This is a genomic window from Noviherbaspirillum sp., assembly GCF_035254685.1.
Lineage (GTDB): Bacteria > Pseudomonadota > Gammaproteobacteria > Burkholderiales > Burkholderiaceae_D > Noviherbaspirillum.
This window is the reverse complement of sequence record NZ_DATFAI010000020.1, coordinates 333531-350487: the sequence shown is the minus strand read 5'-3', so window position 1 is coordinate 350487 and position 16957 is coordinate 333531. Positions and strand designations below refer to the sequence as shown.

General features: G+C 61.3%; 23 protein-coding genes. 21 read left to right on the top strand and 2 right to left on the bottom strand.

The window, feature by feature from the left end; translation table 11 throughout:
• Window positions 1-58: 58 nt before the first annotated feature.
• The 21 genes from VJ698_RS07475 to VJ698_RS07375 all read left to right on the top strand — a co-directional run bounded on the left by VJ698_RS07475 (window position 59) and on the right by VJ698_RS07375 (window position 16046).
• Complete coding sequence (locus tag VJ698_RS07475; protein WP_324102091.1) at window positions 59-457, top strand: metalloregulator ArsR/SmtB family transcription factor; 399 nt, start codon at window positions 59-61, stop codon at window positions 455-457.
• The gene (locus tag VJ698_RS07470) at window positions 402-1064 is read left to right on the top strand and encodes a YeeE/YedE thiosulfate transporter family protein (protein WP_324102090.1); all 663 of its coding nucleotides are present in this window, start codon (window positions 402-404) and stop codon (window positions 1062-1064) included. Before VJ698_RS07475 ends, VJ698_RS07470 begins: the two co-directional genes overlap by 56 nt.
• The gene (locus VJ698_RS07465; protein ID WP_324102089.1) at window positions 1064-1672 is read left to right on the top strand and encodes a YeeE/YedE thiosulfate transporter family protein; all 609 of its coding nucleotides are present in this window, start codon (window positions 1064-1066) and stop codon (window positions 1670-1672) included. The genes VJ698_RS07470 and VJ698_RS07465 overlap by 1 nt, the downstream gene beginning before the upstream one ends.
• A gap of 46 nt (window positions 1673-1718) precedes the next feature.
• A complete protein-coding gene (locus VJ698_RS07460; RefSeq protein WP_324102088.1) occupies window positions 1719-1994 on the top strand; it encodes a hypothetical protein in 276 nt (91 codons plus the stop codon).
• Between the two features lie 22 nt (window positions 1995-2016).
• Complete coding sequence (locus VJ698_RS07455; protein WP_324102087.1) at window positions 2017-2634, top strand: DUF6969 family protein; 618 nt, start codon at window positions 2017-2019, stop codon at window positions 2632-2634.
• Between the two features lie 14 nt (window positions 2635-2648).
• Entirely contained in the window at window positions 2649-3620 is a 972-nt protein-coding gene (locus tag VJ698_RS07450; RefSeq protein WP_324102086.1) for a sulfurtransferase, read from the top strand.
• A gap of 94 nt (window positions 3621-3714) precedes the next feature.
• Window positions 3715-5031 (top strand): OmpP1/FadL family transporter, encoded by a 1317-nt coding sequence (locus VJ698_RS07445; protein WP_324102085.1) that lies wholly within the window; start codon window positions 3715-3717, stop codon window positions 5029-5031.
• 215 nt (window positions 5032-5246) lie between these two features.
• Complete coding sequence (locus tag VJ698_RS07440; RefSeq protein ID WP_324102084.1) at window positions 5247-5615, top strand: metalloregulator ArsR/SmtB family transcription factor; 369 nt, start codon at window positions 5247-5249, stop codon at window positions 5613-5615.
• Window positions 5616-5734: 119 nt separating this feature from the next.
• On the top strand, window positions 5735-7096 hold the full coding sequence (gene soxC / locus VJ698_RS07435) for a sulfite dehydrogenase (RefSeq protein ID WP_324102083.1): 1362 nt from the start codon (window positions 5735-5737) through the stop codon (window positions 7094-7096).
• Window positions 7080-8141, top strand: coding sequence for a c-type cytochrome (locus tag VJ698_RS07430; RefSeq protein WP_324102082.1), 1062 nt, complete (start codon window positions 7080-7082; stop codon window positions 8139-8141). The genes soxC and VJ698_RS07430 overlap by 17 nt, the downstream gene beginning before the upstream one ends.
• Window positions 8142-8204: 63 nt before the next feature.
• The gene (locus tag VJ698_RS07425) at window positions 8205-8519 is read left to right on the top strand and encodes a c-type cytochrome (RefSeq protein ID WP_324102081.1); all 315 of its coding nucleotides are present in this window, start codon (window positions 8205-8207) and stop codon (window positions 8517-8519) included.
• 103 nt (window positions 8520-8622) lie between these two features.
• Complete coding sequence (gene soxY / locus VJ698_RS07420; RefSeq protein WP_324102080.1) at window positions 8623-9084, top strand: thiosulfate oxidation carrier protein SoxY; 462 nt, start codon at window positions 8623-8625, stop codon at window positions 9082-9084.
• 52 nt (window positions 9085-9136) lie between these two features.
• Window positions 9137-9448 (top strand): thiosulfate oxidation carrier complex protein SoxZ, encoded by a 312-nt coding sequence (soxZ, locus tag VJ698_RS07415; protein WP_324102079.1) that lies wholly within the window; start codon window positions 9137-9139, stop codon window positions 9446-9448.
• Between the two features lie 80 nt (window positions 9449-9528).
• Complete coding sequence (gene soxA, locus VJ698_RS07410; RefSeq protein WP_324102078.1) at window positions 9529-10335, top strand: sulfur oxidation c-type cytochrome SoxA; 807 nt, start codon at window positions 9529-9531, stop codon at window positions 10333-10335.
• An 11-nt stretch (window positions 10336-10346) separates the two neighbouring features.
• The gene (gene soxX, locus VJ698_RS07405; protein ID WP_324102077.1) at window positions 10347-10961 is read left to right on the top strand and encodes a sulfur oxidation c-type cytochrome SoxX; all 615 of its coding nucleotides are present in this window, start codon (window positions 10347-10349) and stop codon (window positions 10959-10961) included.
• 284 nt (window positions 10962-11245) lie between these two features.
• Window positions 11246-12958, top strand: a complete 1713-nt coding sequence (gene soxB, locus VJ698_RS07400) for a thiosulfohydrolase SoxB (protein ID WP_324102197.1) — start codon at window positions 11246-11248, stop codon at window positions 12956-12958.
• 24 nt (window positions 12959-12982) lie between these two features.
• On the top strand, window positions 12983-13585 hold the full coding sequence (locus VJ698_RS07395) for a rhodanese-like domain-containing protein (protein WP_324102076.1): 603 nt from the start codon (window positions 12983-12985) through the stop codon (window positions 13583-13585).
• Between the two features lie 10 nt (window positions 13586-13595).
• Entirely contained in the window at window positions 13596-14093 is a 498-nt protein-coding gene (locus VJ698_RS07390; RefSeq protein WP_324102075.1) for a TlpA disulfide reductase family protein, read from the top strand.
• Window positions 14068-14619, top strand: coding sequence for a thioredoxin family protein (locus VJ698_RS07385; RefSeq protein ID WP_324102074.1), 552 nt, complete (start codon window positions 14068-14070; stop codon window positions 14617-14619). The genes VJ698_RS07390 and VJ698_RS07385 overlap by 26 nt, the downstream gene beginning before the upstream one ends.
• Complete coding sequence (locus tag VJ698_RS07380) at window positions 14616-15113, top strand: heme-binding protein (protein WP_324102073.1); 498 nt, start codon at window positions 14616-14618, stop codon at window positions 15111-15113. Before VJ698_RS07385 ends, VJ698_RS07380 begins: the two co-directional genes overlap by 4 nt.
• A 249-nt stretch (window positions 15114-15362) precedes the next feature.
• Window positions 15363-16046 (top strand): TorD/DmsD family molecular chaperone, encoded by a 684-nt coding sequence (locus VJ698_RS07375; RefSeq protein WP_324102072.1) that lies wholly within the window; start codon window positions 15363-15365, stop codon window positions 16044-16046.
• 58 nt (window positions 16047-16104) lie between these two features.
• On the opposite strand, the gene VJ698_RS07370 is transcribed toward VJ698_RS07375, so the two are convergent.
• Window positions 16105-16386, bottom strand: a complete 282-nt coding sequence (locus tag VJ698_RS07370) for a hypothetical protein (RefSeq protein WP_324102071.1) — start codon at window positions 16384-16386, stop codon at window positions 16105-16107.
• 50 nt (window positions 16387-16436) lie between these two features.
• Window positions 16437-16718 carry a hypothetical protein gene (locus tag VJ698_RS07365; RefSeq protein ID WP_324102070.1) on the bottom strand — a complete coding sequence of 94 codons (282 nt, stop codon included), beginning with the start codon at window positions 16716-16718 and terminating at the stop codon, window positions 16437-16439.
• Between the last annotated feature and the right edge of the window lie 239 nt (window positions 16719-16957).

Here is a 16957-nt window from a genome sequence, read left to right as displayed (position 1 = left end):
GGCGCAAAACAATTATTGAGTATTGACTATATGAGCATGTGAGCATATTGTATGCCGCATGCCCAAAGCACCTTACCATCTGGCTGACGAAACGCGCGACGAGGTTTTCACCGCCGCCGCGGCGCGCTTTCTCATCCTCTCGGAGCCGACGCGCCTGAAGATCATGCGCGCCATCTGTTGCGGCGAGAAGTCCGTGACAGCGATAGCCGAACGCACCGGCACGACCCAGCCGAACATCTCCCATCACCTCCGCATGATGCATCGCGCCGGCATGATCAGCCGCCGTCGCGACGGCAGCCAGATTTTCTATGGCGTCGCTGACGCACAACTGCTTGCCATCTGCCAGACCATCTGTGAAAGCGTCGCAGGCGCCGTGGAGAAAGCGGCCGTGGTGATGACGGGTGCATCGTCGCTGTTCGAGCACTACGGTACGGTCGATGTGGAAGGGCCTGAATGAGGTAACCGGCGATGGCGATGCCGGTTTCGAGTGCGGCGTCGCCAACGGTAAAAAGACAACATCACCAAAGGAGGACGACGACATGAAGACATCCGCGCAATGCAGCATCAAGCCATTCTGGTCGCCATGGCTGGCCGGACTGGCGCTCGGCCTGACCCTGCTGCTCACGTTCGTGCTGACCGGGCACGGGCTCGGAGCGACCGGTTTTACCACCCGCCTGGCGGCCTGGATCGGTATCGAGGTCGCGCCGGCGGCCACCGAGGCCAATCGCTATCTGGGCGGCATGGTGGAGGGGGGCAATCCGCTGCCGTCGTGGATCACATGGCAGGTGCTGGGCGTCGTCATTGGCGCCGCGTTCGCCGCCTGGCGTTCGGGGCGCTTCCGTGTGCAGCTCGATGGGGCGCGCACGCTCGGCACGCCACGCCGGCTGACGACGGCGCTGATCGGCGGCCTGCTCGCCGGTTTCGGGGCGCGGATTTCAGCCGGATGCACCAGCGGGCTTGGCCTGTCGGGTGCGGCAACCCTGAGCCTTGCGGGCTTCGCCTTCCTGGTGGCTTTCTTTGCAGTCGGGCTCATCGTGAGCCGTATCGTGCGCGGGGTGGTGTGATGGGCGGCCTTCTCGGAGATGTCGGTTCCGGACTCCTGTGCGGTTTTCTCTTCGGCTTCGTGCTGGAAAACGCCGGCTTCGGCAGCCCCTGCAAACTTACCGCGCAATTTCGCCTGACCGACTGGTCGGTGTTCAAGGTGATGTTCACCGCCATCGTGGTGACAGCGGTCGGCCTCTATGTCTTCAAGCTTGTCGGACTGGTCGAAGGTGACGGTATTTTCATTCCGCCCGCCTTCTTGTGGGCAGCAGCAGCTGGCGGCGCGCTGGTCGGCGCGGGTTTTGCGGTCGGCGGCTACTGCCCCGGCACATCGATGGTCGGCATGGTGTCCGGCCGGCTCGATGCACTTGTCTTCCTCGGCGGCCTGCTGATCGGCACCTGGCTCTTTGCCGGCGCCTTCGGCTGGCTGGAAGCCCTCACGTCGGCCGGTGAATTCGGCGGTGGCGACACTTTGCCGCAGGCGCTGAACCTGCCGGAATGGCTGGTCAACGTGATCATGGTCGCCGCTGCGGTCGCGGTGTTCTGGATCGGCGGCCGCTTCGAGCGGCGCGCGGGCGGCGCAGTCACTGCCGAGCAGGCAGTCGATGGCGCTGGGTACGAGAAACATTAATCAACTGCGGCAAGGTGCCGCGACATGTTCATTCAAGGAGAGAGCAATGCAGAAGAAACGCACATCAACAAAGCGCACCGGCGCAGCGGCACGCGAAACCCTGTCGGCGCTGGTCATCGCCCTCGCCACCACGGTCGCCGCACCGATGGCGATTGCCGCGGATTCCGGCAAGGCGATGAATCCCTGCGCGCCGGTTGCCGGCGAGAAGGCCGCCAATCCGTGCGCACCGGCGAAAAAAGCAAAGAAGGCGAAGGGCGAGAACCCCTGCGCACCGAAGAAATCGAAGAAAGCCGAGAATCCCTGCGCGCCGAAGAAGGACTAGAAATGGCACCGAGGCGGGTGTGATGAAGGCCAACCACCAATCGGCGCGCAGCCTGCTCGTCGCACAGTTGCACATCATGCAGGCGGGGCCGGGACTCGCCACGGCGGCGCTCGCCGGCGCATCCCGATTCGTCGAATGGCAGCATTACCCGGCGCGGGACGTGCATGACAAGGTGAGTCAGAGCAGGTTTTTTTACCACGCACATTCCGCTGACGAACGTGTGGAGGGTGAGCACGGCCATTTCCATGTGTTCGTTCCCGGCAACGGCAGTACGGCATCGTTCAGCCACCTGGTCGGCATCTCGCTCGATACGTTCGGCATGCCCATGCGGATCTTTTCCACCAACCGCTGGGTGACGGACGAAACCTGGATCGACAGCTCGGGCATGGAGTCGCGGCTGGCGCGGTTCCGCGTCGATGCGCGTGGCCGGATGGCGCCGGTGGCGGCATGGATCACGGCGTTCGTGCGCGCCTACAAGGGCGACATCGGCGACCTGCTGCGCAAGCGCGACACGGTGGTGGCGAAACGCACGCGCAAGGCGAGCCTGGACCAGGTGCTCGAAGACAGAAAACTGGCAGTGATCAGTGAGAAGCAAGTCTCGCTGGTGGATTATTTCCAATCCGCCGGCATCAACCCGTGAGTAGAGGAGAGAACATGAAAACAAGAGTCCTGTTGGCCGCAGCCGCGCTGGGCGTTGCCAGCCTTCCCGCGTTCGCCGTCGATCTGCCGGGGCCGGTAGTCGATACGGCATGGCTCGCGCAGCATCGCAGTGAAGTGCAGGTGGTGGACGTGCGTTCCGACACCGATTCCTATACGGCGCAACCGAAGATCGAAACCGAGAAGAAAACGGGAAAGAAGGTGGTTGCGGCGGTCGGCGGTCATATCCCTGATTCCATGCTGGTCGATTTCGGCACCATCCGCACCGAGCAGAATGTCAACGGCATCAAGGTCAAATACATGCTGCCGTCGAAGGAGCAGTTCGAGCGTCTCGTGCAGGCGGCGGGCATTCAATCGGACAAGCCGATCGTTCTGGTGCCTGTCGGGAAGGATGTAGCCGACGTCGATGAAGCACTGCGCATGTACTGGCAGCTCAAGGTCTACGGCGAGGAGCATGTCGCTGTGCTGGATGGCGGCATGGCGGCATGGCTTGCCGAAGGGCGCGACGTGACGACTTCGCCCGCACCCCGCAAGGCCGGCAACTGGGCTTCGCGCGGCGAGCACAAGGAGCTGGTGGCGACGTCGGATGACGTGGCGCAGGCGTCGAGCAGCAAGGCGGCGCAGCTGGTCGATTCACGTCCGCTGCCGCAGTACCACGGCCTGTCCAAGCGCGACTATGTGTTTGCGCTCGGCCACGTGGCCGGTGCCAAGCCGTACGCGCCCGAGCTGCTTGCGCGCAGCCAGAACGGCGCTCTGCATTTCTATTCGGCGCAGGTCTACCGCAATCTCTTCTTGGGCAGCGATCTCGACGCGGGCGCACCCTCCATCACCTACTGCAACAGCGGCCATCTGGCGGCCGGCGCATGGTTCGTGATGTCCGAAATCGTCGGCAACCGTTCCACCAAGCTGTATGACGGCTCAATGCACCTTTGGACGCTGGAGCATCGTCCGGTGAGCGGCGTCATGTAACGACCCGGCGAACAATCCGCATCCAGGAAAAAAAAAGAAGCCGCGGCCCCTTTCGGGGACCGTGGCCGATAACTATTTGCGAGGAGACAGCAAGATGACGAGGAATGCGCGAGGGAAGCGCAGGGCAGAATTTGCGCGCGCGGGATGTGCGGCACTGTGCCTTGCTGCGACGGGAGCGGTCAATGCCACCGATGGCTACTTCAGCCACGGCTACGGCATGCGGTCGAAAGGCATGGGCGGCGTGGGCGTTGCGCTGCCGTTCGATGCCATGGCCGGCGCAAACAATCCGGCCGGGATGGCGTGGGTCGGCAACCGTATGGATGTCGGCATCGACTGGTTCCAGCCGAGGCGCAGTGCAATGCGCAGCGGCGCGGCGCCGGGGCTGAACGGCTCGGCCAGGAGCGACAGCAATGACTTTGCCGTGCCTGAATTCGGCTATAACCGCATGCTCCGCGATGACCTGTCGCTCGGGATAACCGTGTATGGCGCCGGCGGCATGAACACCGATTATCCCGGCGGGCAGCTCAACTGCGGGGCGGGGCCGAACACAGCGAACCTGTTGTGCGGCAGCGGGCGTCTCGGGGTGAACCTGATGCAGTTGACCGTCGCGCCGACCGTGGCGTGGAAGCCGGCAGCGGAGCACTCCATTGGCGTGTCGCCCCTGTTCACATTCCAGCGTTTCCGTCTTGTCGGCGCGCAGGCCTTCGACAATGCGCCGGGTTTTCCTCCATTCACCTCGTCGCCCGGCAATGTGACCAACAACGGATACGACAGTTCGCGGGGATTCGGCGCGCGGGTCGGCTACCTTGGTCGCTTCGATCGCCTGGCGTTTGGCGCGTCCTACAGCAGCCGCATCCACATGAGCGAGTTTTCGAAGTACCGGGGTCTCTTTGCCGGGCAGGGGGATTTCGATATTCCCGCGCGCTACGCGGTCGGCATTGCGGTCGAAGCGACGCCTTCGGTGACTCTTGCCGCCGACATTGAGCGCATCCGCTACAGCAGTATTGCCGCCATCGGCAATTCCTCGGCCTCGCCAGCGCCGCTAGGTGCAGCCAACGGTCCGGGCTTCGGGTGGAAGGACGTGGATGCCGTGCACCTCGGCGTGCAGTGGCAATACAGCCGCGCCATCACACTGCGCGCGGGCTACAACCATACGAGCAATCCGATCGTCGCAAACGAGGTGACGTTCAATATCCTGGCGCCGGCCGTAGTGCAGGATCATGTGACGCTGGGCATGAGCTATGCGCTGTCTGCTGAAACGGAAATCACAGCGGCATACATGCATGCGTTCGGCAACAGTGTCAGCGGACGGTCGTTGTTCAACGCGGTGCTCGGGCCGGGTGCGGGCGGGACGGAAAGCATTTCGATGCATCAGAACAGCCTTGGAATCGCCATCAGCAAGCGGTTCTAGAGGGAGGATGGGCCAATGAGGGAACGCCGGACCAGATCCGGCGGAACGCGTCCTGCGTTGAATAGCGCGGGACGCTTCCGGCTTGCGCACTCGTTGCCGCACGGATGCGTCGCCGGAACGAATGCGTTTTCTGCACCGCACAACGAAAACTTCTTGCAAACTTTCGCCGAATTTGTTTATATGCGCACTTACACATATAAAGAAATTCTAAAAACATGGACAAGGAAGTCGCTAAAGCGCAGATCCAGGAGTTGTTCGAGGAGGTATCGAATTACTTCTTCCTTCTGTCCGAGCCGACGCGGCTCAAGATCCTGCATGCGCTTTGCGGCGGGGAGCGTCCGGTCGGGGAGATCGTGACCGAGATCGCCTCGACCCAGGCCAACGTGTCGCGCCAGCTGAACATGCTGTACCGCTCGAAGATCCTGGCTCGCCGCAAGGATGGAACACAGGTCTACTACCGTATCGACGACCAGAATACGGTGAATGTATGCCTGACTGTATGCGGCCAGGTATCGAACAGGATCGGGGTCAAGAATCCGTTGGCCAAGGGTGCTGTCGCAAGCCGTACGACTGACGACGAATAACGGTGAAAAGGCAGGGAACCGTGAAAGGTTCCCTACTTTTTTGCCATTAATATGCTTATGTGGGTATATACGTTTATATTGGTTTAATAATTTATCCAATTCACCGAGGATGACTTTGCATGTCTCATGAAATCAAGAAAACGGGCCGGATTCTCAGGGCACCGGAAAACTTCGTCGACAGCAAGCTTGCGGAGGAGATTACCACGCAAGGCTTGAACCAGGAACGGCGCGGATTCCTCCGCAAGAGCTTCCTTGCGGCCGGCGCAGCCATGGCGAGCGGCACCGCCCTGGCGCAGGCCGCCGCAGGCAGCTTCGAAGGGGATCCGAATATCCTCAACCTGCCTGAACACGCAAAAACGCTGGGCAAGCCGGTTGCGACCAATGCCTACGGCATGCCGTCCAAATTCGAAACCAACCTGCTGCGCCGCGAATCGCCCGGCCTGACCCGCGTGTCGCAGGCTTCGGTCGCATTCGCGCCGCTGCAAGGCCTGTTTGGGATCATCACGCCGAGCGGCCTGCATTTCGAGCGTCATCACCAGGGCTGGTATGACATCGATCCGAGCAAGCATCGCTTCATGATCAATGGCATGGTGAAGAACCCGAAGGTCTACACCATGGACGACCTGATGCGCATGCCTTCCGTATCGCGCATGCACTTCATCGAATGCGGCGCGAACACCGCGATGGAGTGGGGCAATGTGGCCGTGCCGACGGTGCAGTATTCGCACGGCATGCTGAGCTGCAGCGAATTCACCGGCGTCCCGCTGTCCTACCTGCTGGATGACTGCGGCTTCGACAAGAAGAACGCGAAGGTGATCCTGGCCGAAGGCGGCGATGGGTCTGGCATGACGCGCACCATCTCAATCGACCGTGCGCTCGATGATGTGATCGTTGCATGGGGCATGAACGGCGAAATGCTGCGTCCCGAAAACGGGTACCCGCTGCGCCTCGTGGTGCCGGGCGTGCAGGGCGTATCGTGGGTAAAGTGGCTGCGCCGCATCGAAGTCGGCGACAAGCCCTATGCCACCAAAGACGAGGCAGTCCACTACATGGACGCCATGCCGGATGGCACCTTCCGCCAGTACACCTCGATCCAAGAGTGCAAATCCGTCATCACCACCCCGTCCGCGGGGCAAGTTCTGCTCGATAAGGGCTTCTTCAACATCACCGGATTGGCGTGGTCAGGCCGCGGCAAGATCAAGCGGGTCGATGTCTCTGTCGATGGCGGCCGCAACTGGCGCACCGCGCGGCTTGAAACGCCGGTGCTGTCCAAGTGCCTCACCCGCTTCAACATCGACTGGGTTTGGGACGGCTCGCCGGTCGTCCTGCAGTCCCGCGCGATCGATGAAACCGGCTATGTGCAGCCAAAGATCAACGAGCTGCGCGCCGTACGCGGAACGAAGTCCATTTATCACAACAACGCCATCCAGTCTTGGAAGGTCGCAGAATCGGGAGAGGTGTCGAATGTCCAGGTTTATTAATTCCATCGCCGTACTGGCGCTGGCGGCCACGAGTGGCCTGGCGTTCGCCGAGAAATTCCCGAACATCGGCCGCAGCGCGACCCCGAAAGAGATCGCCGCATGGGACATCGACGTGCGGCCCGACTTCAAGGGCCTGCCGAAAGGCTCGGGCACGGTCGCCAAGGGGCAGCAGGTGTGGGAGGGCAAGTGTGCCAGCTGCCACGGCACTTTCGGTGAGTCCAACGAAGTGTTTACGCCCATCATCGGCGGCACCACGCCGGAGGACATCAAGACCGGCCGCGTGGCCTCGCTGACCAATGGCCGCCAGCCGCAGAAGACGACCATCATGAAGGTGGCGACGGTTTCCACGCTATGGGACTTCATCAATCGTGCCATGCCATGGACAGCGCCGAAGACACTTACTACGGAAGAGGTCTATTCAGTGGTGGCGTACATCCTGAACATGGCCGAGATCGTTCCGGACGACTTCACGCTGTCGAACGACAACATCGCGGAAGTGCAGAAGCGCATGCCCAACCGTAACGGCATGACGACCAACCATGGCATGTGGGACATCCACGGCAAGCCGGACGTCAAGAGCGTGGCCTGCATGAAGAACTGCCCGGTCGACGAGAAGATCCATTCCACCCTGCCGGACGTCTCGCGCAACGCGCACGGCAACATCGCGCTGCAGAACCGCACCTTCGGTGAGGTGCGCGGTGCGGACACGACGAAGCCGGCACCGACCGGCCCGCTGTCGGCGGGCAAGGAAGCCAAGGCAAGCGCCGCGGGCAGCTCTGCCGCGGCCGAACCGGCAGGCTTGTCCATGGCGAAGAAGAACGCCTGCGTCGCCTGCCACGGCGTCGAGAACAAGATCGTCGGTCCGGGTTTCAACGAGATCGCCGCGAAATACAAGGGCAACGCCTCTGCCGAGGCCAGCCTGGTCGGCAAGATCAAGAGCGGCGGCAGCGGCGTCTGGGGTTCGGTTCCGATGCCTTCGCAGGCCCACGTGAAGGATGACGAGATCAAGACCATCGTCTCCTGGATCCTCACCGGCGCGAAATAGCACTCGGACAGGCAATACGGCAGCAAAGCATCACACCAACATTCGATCAAACACGGAGAGAGCATGAAGAAACTTGTAATGGCAGCGGCACTGACCGCACTGGCGGGCAGCGCATTCGCGGATTCCGACGGCCTGGCGCTGGCGAAGAAGAGCGGATGCACCGCATGCCACGGCGTGAGCAACAAGATCGTCGGTCCTGGCTTCAATGACGTTGCAGCGAAATATAAGGGCAACGCCGGCGCACCGGCCACGCTGACCGCCAAGGTCAAGAGCGGTGGCAGCGGCGTGTGGGGCCCGGTCCCGATGCCGCCGCAGGCACAAGTTAAGGACGACGACCTCAAGACCCTCGTGACCTGGGTCCTGGCCGGCGCGAAGTAAGGAAATTGGTGGGCGTTGTGCGGGAAAGTATCCCGTGCCGCGCCCGATGCATCAGGGCGAATCAGTGAACCGGATAGCCTTGTTTTTACGATAGGAGAGAGAGATGAATCAGAATCGACGCGACATGCTGCGTATTTCCGCAGTTCTCGGCATGGCGTTTACCGCTGGCCTGCTGAAGGCAAGCGATGTATTTGCAGCTGACTGGAACCAGACCGCATTCGATGCGAAAAGCCTGGATGACGTGGTGAAGGCGCTCGGCGGCGACAAGTTCGCAGTCAGCGGCGACGTCAGCATTACCGGTCCGGACATCGCCGAAAACGGCGCAGTGGTCCCGGTATCGGTCAGCAGCAAAGTGCCGAACACCGAATACATGGCGATCCTCGTGGAAAAGAACCCGAGCGCCATGTCCGCCGGCTTCAACATTCCTGCCGGTACCGACGCCGCGATCAGCACCCGCGTCAAGATGGGCGCCACGTCCAACGTGCACGCGCTGGTCAAGGCTGACGGCAAGTGGCTGGTCGCGACCAAGGAAATCAAGGTCACCCTCGGCGGTTGCGGCGGCTGATCGCAGCCCGGAACGCAAAAGACATTTTTACGAATACCAGAAGGAAATCATCATGGCAGATCCAATGCGCATCCGCGCCAGTGCAAACGGCGAAGTAGTCGAAGTCAAGATCCTCATGCGTCACGACATGGAAACCGGTCAGCGCAAAGACGCGTCCGGCAAGATCATTCCGGCGCACTACATCAAGACGCTGACGGCGAAATGCAAGGACAAGGTGGTGCTCGACGCCCAGTTCGGCCCGTCGGTCTCCAAGGACCCGTTCCTGTCGTTCAAGTTCAAGGGCGGCGCTAAGGGCGACAAGGTCAGCGTGACCTGGGTCGACACCAAGGGCGACACCCGTACCGATGAAGGCACGATTTCCTGATCGTCCGTGCCTGCAGCGCCCATGTCACACCGCCATGAAGAGCGGTGTTTACCCAATCAGATTTGTATCAAGGAGACAGCATGAACTGGAGAGGCCTTGTATTGGTCGCCATCGCGGCTTCGGCGACGGCGGCTTCCGCACTCGCGCAGACGTCCGCAACGGATGAAATCGCCAAGTATCGCCAGATGCTCGCCGATGGCAACCCCGCCGAGCTGTGGGAAATGCGCGGAGAGGAATTGTGGAAAAAAAATGCGGGCCCCAAAAATGTCTCGCTTGAACAATGCGACCTGGGCAAGGGGCCGGGCGTCGTCAAGGGCGCCTATGTCGAACTGCCGCGCTACTTCAAGGATGTCGGCAAGGTCATGGACCTGGAACAGCGCTTGATGTACTGCCGCATGAACCTCCAGGGCCTGACCCGCGAAGAAGCGACAAAACAGCACTTCGCGACCCAGGGAAAACCGTCGGACATCGAAGCCATCGTGTCCTACATCACGGCCGAGTCGCGCGGGATGAAGATGGCGGTGCCCACCAGCCACCCGGCGGAAAAGGCGGCGTACGAAGCAGGAAAGAAGATCTTCTTCTATCGCGCCGGCGCGCATGATTTTTCCTGCGCCACCTGCCACGGCACCGACGGACAGCGCATCCGACTGCAGGAACTGCCCAACATCCTCAACCCGAAGAACGCCCAGGCCGCGTACACCACATGGCCCGCCTATCGCGTCTCGCAGGGCGAGGTGCGCACCATGCAGCACCGCCTGAACGACTGCTTCCGCCAGCAGCGTTTCCCCGAACCAGGTTATGCGTCGGATGCGATCACCGCGCTGACGATGTTCCTGGCCAAGAATGCAGAGGGCGGCGAGTATAACGCCCCGGCGCTGAAGCGATAAGGAGAAGCGAGATGAAACATATTGTCATCATGATGGCGGGCGCGCTCGCCATCGCGGGATGCGCCACAGTGGCTGCCGACAGCGACTACGGCAAGCTGGCGATGGACTTGCTCAAGAACGATTTCAAGTCAAAGGGTCCAGCGACGGTGGAACGCATGCTGAACCAGGATGAAGCGCAGCGTCTTTGCAGCGAGTATCCGACCGAGCGCCCGAAAGAGATCGCCGCGCAGATCGAGGCCGGCCAGATGAAGACGATCAAGTATCCGTCCGACGGCAAGTATCTCGGCAAGTGGCAGGAGGGCGAGAAGATCGCCCAGAACGGCCGCGGCATGCAGTCCTCCGACAAGGTAGGCGCACCCAACGGCGGTAACTGCTATGCCTGCCACCAGATCACGAAGGAGGAAATTTCCTTCGGCAACATCGGACCGTCGCTCTATAACTACGGCAAGCTGCGCGGCAATAGCGAAGAGATCATGAAGTACACCTGGGGCAAGATCTACAACTCCCAGGCCTTCAACGCATGCTCCAACATGCCGCGCTTCGGCCACTCCGGCATTCTTACGGAAACGCAGATCAAAGACGTGATGGCGCTGCTGATGGATCCTGCTTCGCCGGCGAACAAGTAAGGCAAGGAATGCGGGCGGATGGAAGATGCCGGCGCCCGAATGCGGGTGGCGTGGCATTGATCTACCGTCTGATTTTCCCCGTCGTCCCCGCGCAGGCGCGGACCCATGCTGAGCCGGACAATGCAGACTCACTATGGGTCCGCGCCTGCGCGGGAACGACGGGGGGAGTGGCCAATGTGTGAAAAGCCAGATCCTGCCCGCATACCAAATCGTCAATGGACTTATAAAGCGCGGCCCCCGCGCCCAACTCAACCAATCAAGAAATTCGAGGAACAGCAATGGGAATGAATCGGCGTGAATTCATGCATGTCATGGGTATTGCCGCTGCGAGTGGAATGGTGATGAACGCGGGCAGCGCGTTCGCCGCGCCCGCCGCAGGCAAGATGTATGACGTGCCGCGTTTCGGCAATGTCCACTTACTCCACTTCACCGACTGCCATGCGCAGCTCCTGCCGATCTATTTCCGCGAACCGAGCGTCAACCTCGGCGTAGGTGAAGCCGTCGGCCGCATGCCGCACCTGGTCGGCGAGAAACTGCTGAAGCATGTCGGCGTCCGCCGGAACAGTGCGGAAGCCTATGCATTCTCGTACCTCGATTTCGAAAAGGCTGCGCAGACCTACGGCAAGGTGGGCGGCTTCGCGCATCTGGCCACGCTGGTCAAGCGCATGAAGGCATCGCGTCCGGGCGCGCTGCTGCTGGACGGCGGCGACACGTGGCAGGGCTCGGGCACCGCGCTGTGGACCAACGGACAGGACATGGTCGATGCCTGCCTCGCGCTGGGCGTGGACGTGATGACCGCGCACTGGGAAATGACGCTGGGCGACAAGCGCGTGAAGGAAATTGTCGAGAAGGATTTCAAGGGCAAGGTCGATTTCGTCGCGCAGAACATCAAGACCACCGACTTCGGTGACCAGGTGTTTGAGCCCTACGTCATGAAGGAAATGAACGGCGTGCAGGTCGCGATCATCGGCCAGGCCTTTCCGTACACGCCGATCGCCAATCCGCGCTACATGGTGCCGGAATGGAGCTTCGGCATCCAGGACGAGAACATGCAGAAGATGGTTGACGAAGCGCGCAGCAAGGGCGCGAAGGTCGTCGTGGTCCTCTCGCACAACGGCATGGATGTGGACATCAAGATGGCCTCGCGCGTGCGCGGCATTGATGCCATTCTCGGCGGTCACACGCATGACGGCATGCCGCAGCCGGTGGTCGTCAGCAACAGCGGCGGCAAGACGCTGGTCACCAATGCAGGCAGCAACAGCAAATTCCTCGGCGTGCTCGACTTCGACGTGCGCGGCGGCAAGATCCAGGACTTCAAGTACCGCCTGCTGCCGGTGTTCTCCAACTTCCTGCCGGCCGACAAGGACATGGATGCGCTGATCAAGAAGGTCCGCGCGCCCTATGAATCCAAGCTGAATGAAAAGCTGGCGATGACCGAAGGCACGCTGTACCGCCGCGGCAATTTCAACGGCACCTTCGATCAGCTGATCGTCGATGCGCTGATCGATGTGAAGGGCGCGGACCTGGCGTTCTCGCCGGGCTTCCGCTGGGGCACTTCGCTGCTGCCCAACAGCCCGATCCTCATGGAGCACCTGCTCGACCAGACCGCGACGACGTATTCGTACAGCACGCTGACCGAGATGACCGGCGAAACCATCAAGACCGTGATGGAAGATGTGGCCGACAACCTGTTCAACCCGGACCCGTACTACCAGCAGGGCGGCGACATGGTGCGCGTGGGCGGCATGACCTATGCCATCGATCCGCGCGCGAAGATGGGTTCTCGCATCCAGGACATGCGCCTGAACGGCAATCTGATCGAAGCCGGCAAGACCTACAAGGTCGCGGGCTGGGCGCCGGTTGCAGAAGGCGCGAAGGGCGAGCCAGTGTGGGAGGTGGTCGGGAAGTGGTTGCGCGACAAGAAGACCGTCACGCCGCGCAAGCTGAATACGCCGCGTATCATTGGCCTGGATGGCAACCCGGGTATGGACGTCTGATACCCGCCAGGGTAAAGGGAAATTATGAACACACGAAAATTCGTTGCACTCGCGGCCGTCTCGCTGGCACTGGCCTTCGCAGGTGCGCAGGCATTTGCGGTCGATGCCGGCAAGGTGCCGGAGGTCAAGCGCACGAAGCAGGCGCTCTACGTCGATGCGCCGGAAGCCTATGCGCTCAAGCAGAAGCTCGGCGACAAGGCGTATCTCGTCGATGTGCGCACGCGCGCCGAAGTGTCCTACCTTGGCATGCCGACGGTGGCGGATGCCAACATCCCCTACGTCGAACATCCGGACGACGCGCCCTGGGATGACAAGGCAGGGCGCTTCAAGCTCGAGCCGAACAATGACTTCGCACCGGAACTCGGGCGCCGTCTCGCGGCAAAAGGCCTTGGCAAGGATGACACCATCATCCTGATGTGCCGTTCCGGCGACCGCAGCGCGCGCGCAGCTAATTTGCTCAGTGAGCTCGGTTACCGCAAGGTCTATACCGTGGTCGATGGTTACGAAGGTGACCTGGCCAAGGATGGCCCGAAGGCTGGCCAGCGGGTGGTGAATGGCTGGAAGAATGCCGGCCTGCCGTGGACCTACCAGCTCGACAAGAACAAGCTGTACTTTCCCAAGTACTGAGGTATAAGCCATGCGCTTCATCTCGAACCTGCTGCTCGCTGCATCGATGTGGCTGCTTGCCGCGGTGTCGCATGCCGCGGGCCTGCAGGTTGGAGATGCGCCTGCGGTCCCGGTGGTGCGGGCAATTGACGGCAAGACCATCGACGTCGCGGCATTGCGCGGCAAGGTGGTCGTCATCAGCTATTTTGCGTCCAACTGTCCGTTCTGCATGAACGAAGCGCCGAAGCTGCAGAAGCTCTACCGGGAGAACAAGGACAAGCTGGTCGTCATCGGTGTGAACATCGAGAAGAACAATCCCGAGCAGCGCACCAGGACGGAGCAATGGATCGCGAAGTACAAGCTGAGCTATCCGGTCACAACCGATTTCGCCGCATTCGAAAACGCGCTGGGGCGGTTGAAGGGCTTGCCAGTCAACCAGGTGTTCGACCGGAGCGGGAAGGTGGCCAGGATAGACGTCGGTGAAATCTTTGACGAGGACTTCGATGATATCGCGCGCATGGCTCGTTAAACTGGTTTTCGGCGCGGCCATCCTGCCTGCGTTTGCCGGGCTTGTGTTCCTGCTATCCAGCGCCAGTTCGGCGACCGCATCGAATGCAGGCATGCTGCCCGCGCCGGTCGATCTCGGACAGGATGGCAGGATTGCGGGCATGCGCAGCAAGCCGCTCGTCGTCATGTTCTCGTTGCCGGGCTGTTCCTTCTGCAACGTGGTGCGCCGCAACTATCTCGCGCCGCTCCTGCGCGACCTGCCCGAATCACAGCGGCCGGTCATCCGCGAGGTCGAGGTGAACGGCAGCGATACCTTGTTCGATTTCAAGCATGAGCGCATCAGCCAGAATGCGTTCGCGCAGCGTTACGGCGTCCGGTTCGCGCCGACGGTGATCATGCTCGACCGTGCGGGCAACCTGCTGACGGCGCCGATCGTGGGCGGTGATACTGCCGGACTGTACGGCGGCTATCTTGACAACGCCTTCGCCGAGGCAGGACGCAAGCTTGCCGCGGCGCGCCTGGCGGAGACATTGGGAGAAAAACAATGACAACACAAAAAATCATGTGTGCCACGCTTGCGGCGCTCGCCTGTGCAGGAGCACAGGCCGCGGAGAGCACGTACGCGATCAAACTGATGACGCCGGAGACGGCGTTGAAGGCCGCACAGGCCGGACTCAAGAAATGCCGCGAAGGCGGCTACCAGGTCGCAATTGCCGTGGTCGACCGCGCCGGCCAGACCCAGGTCATGCTGCGCGACCGTTTTGCCGGCATGCACACACCGGAAGCCGCGGTAAACAAGGCCTGGACCGCAGTCAGCTTCAAATCCAACACCAGTCAGTTTGCCGAATCGACGCAGTCGGGCAAGGAGTCGAGCGGCATACGCAGCATACCCCGCGTTCTTGCGATTGGCGGCGGCCTCATGATCGAAGTCGGCGGCACGCTCTACGGCGGGATCGGCGTCTCTGGCGCACCGAATGGCACTGCCGACGACGGTTGCGCCCGTGCAGGGATCGAAGCGATTGCAGAGGAGTTGGAGTTCTAGTTTTTTTGTCCACGAAAAACACGAAAGACACAAAAAAGTTCGTGGGCCTGACGCACAATTCACGCTCAGCGCGCAATGTCTCAGGAAGAGATTGGCAATCGCGAACCGGGATTGCGGTTTTCGTGTTTTTCGTGGACAAAATCCCGATCGGCGCCACTTGACTTGGGTCAGTCTTTAAGGGCTGCCAAATTGCCGCATGGAAAATACCATGTTAGCTTTGTGGTTAACTGCATTGGCTTGCGTCAAACAATGGCGAACGATGAATACGATGTGGTGGCGCAGGAGCGCAGCCAGGCTTACTGGTTGATGTCGCGGCTATTCCTGCGCGTGCCGGACGACGAACATTTGCGCGAGCTGAGCAGGGACCTGGCGCTGGCGGACCTGGAAGGCACGCTGGCGGAGTTGCGGCGCGAGGTCGAGGCTGCGCTGGAATCTCCGGAGGAGGCTATCCTCGAGTTTACACGGCAGCTTGTCACCCCCGGCAAATCGGACGTCGGGCCCATGCCTTATGAATCTGCTACCCGCGTGGGCGCCGCACCGGGCCATGTCACCGCACGCGTTATCGCCCTGATGCAGGATGCCGGGTTTTCCGGCATATCTCATGATGCGCCGGCGCCGGATCATATCGGCGCGCAGTTGCGCTTCATGTCCCTGCTTTGCTACGAAGAGAGCAAGGCGCGAGCGAGCGGCAAGGACGCGATTGCCGATCGCCTGCTTGCAATGCAGAAGCGCTTCCTGAACGAGCATCTCGCCGCGTGGGCACCGCGCTACTGCGAAGGCCTTGAAGCGCGGACGGCACACGGGTACATGAAAGCAGTTGCCCGGCTGACCCGGGCATGCCTGCTCGCTGACCTCGTCGCAGTCGATGAAATCTGCACGCGGCTTGGCGTGGACATCGAACCGGGGAACCAGCCCGGACGCAGCGTGCATTAGCGCATCCCTGCCGGCCCGTTGCGGCGAGGGCAGGGAGCCACTCGCCGCATCCAGCGTCTTAGCCGAAGTTGATCTTGTTGGTGCCGTTCTGCGTCGGCGTGACGTTGGAAGTAATGCCGGACACAAAGGCCGCGTTGTTGCCGTTGTTCACGAGCGTGTTCTGCTCCTGGCCGAGCGCCTGCGATGCGTTGAACGAGAAGTCGTCCTTGCTGATGCTCATGCTCGGGCCCCAGTTGTAGCAGGAGCTCAGTCCTTTGCTGGTGCCGCCGCGCACTGCGCTCATCGCCTTGCGGTCGAGTTCTTCGGTAGCAACGAGGTCTTTGATCTTCAGGGTCGTCATGTCAGTTCTCCTTGAGGTCGATAAATCGGATTAAAGTCGATTAAAGCGGATTACAGAAAGTTGATCTTGTTGGTGCCGTTTTGCGTCGGCTTGACGTTGGCAGTGATGTTGTCGGCGAAGGCGACGTTGTTGCCGTTGTTGACTTCGGTGTTCTGCGATTGCGACAGCAGTTGCTGGGCATCGAAGGAGAAGTCGTTCTTGCTCAGGCTCAGCGACGGGCCGCCCCAGTAGTAGGGATAGGAGCCCATGCCGGTGCCGCCGTGCACGGCAGCCATCGCATCGCGGTCGAGTTCTTCGGTGACGGACAGGTCTTTGATGATCAGGGTTTTCATGGTGGTCATTCCTTTAAAGATGATTGGGTTTGGTTGGTGAGCGTTTCGTTGCACTCGAGAGCCACTATCGCAGGGAGTGTGCCAGCCGGCCTCGAATGTCCGCGCACTGTTCTCAACCCATTGAAAACAAAGGAAAATATCTCGGCATGTGATGAATCCGCCCATTTCCGCGGGCGCCAGCGCAGTCGTCGACCGGTGGGTATTGGCCAACAGTTCTGACACCCGGTGTTCGTTCGCCG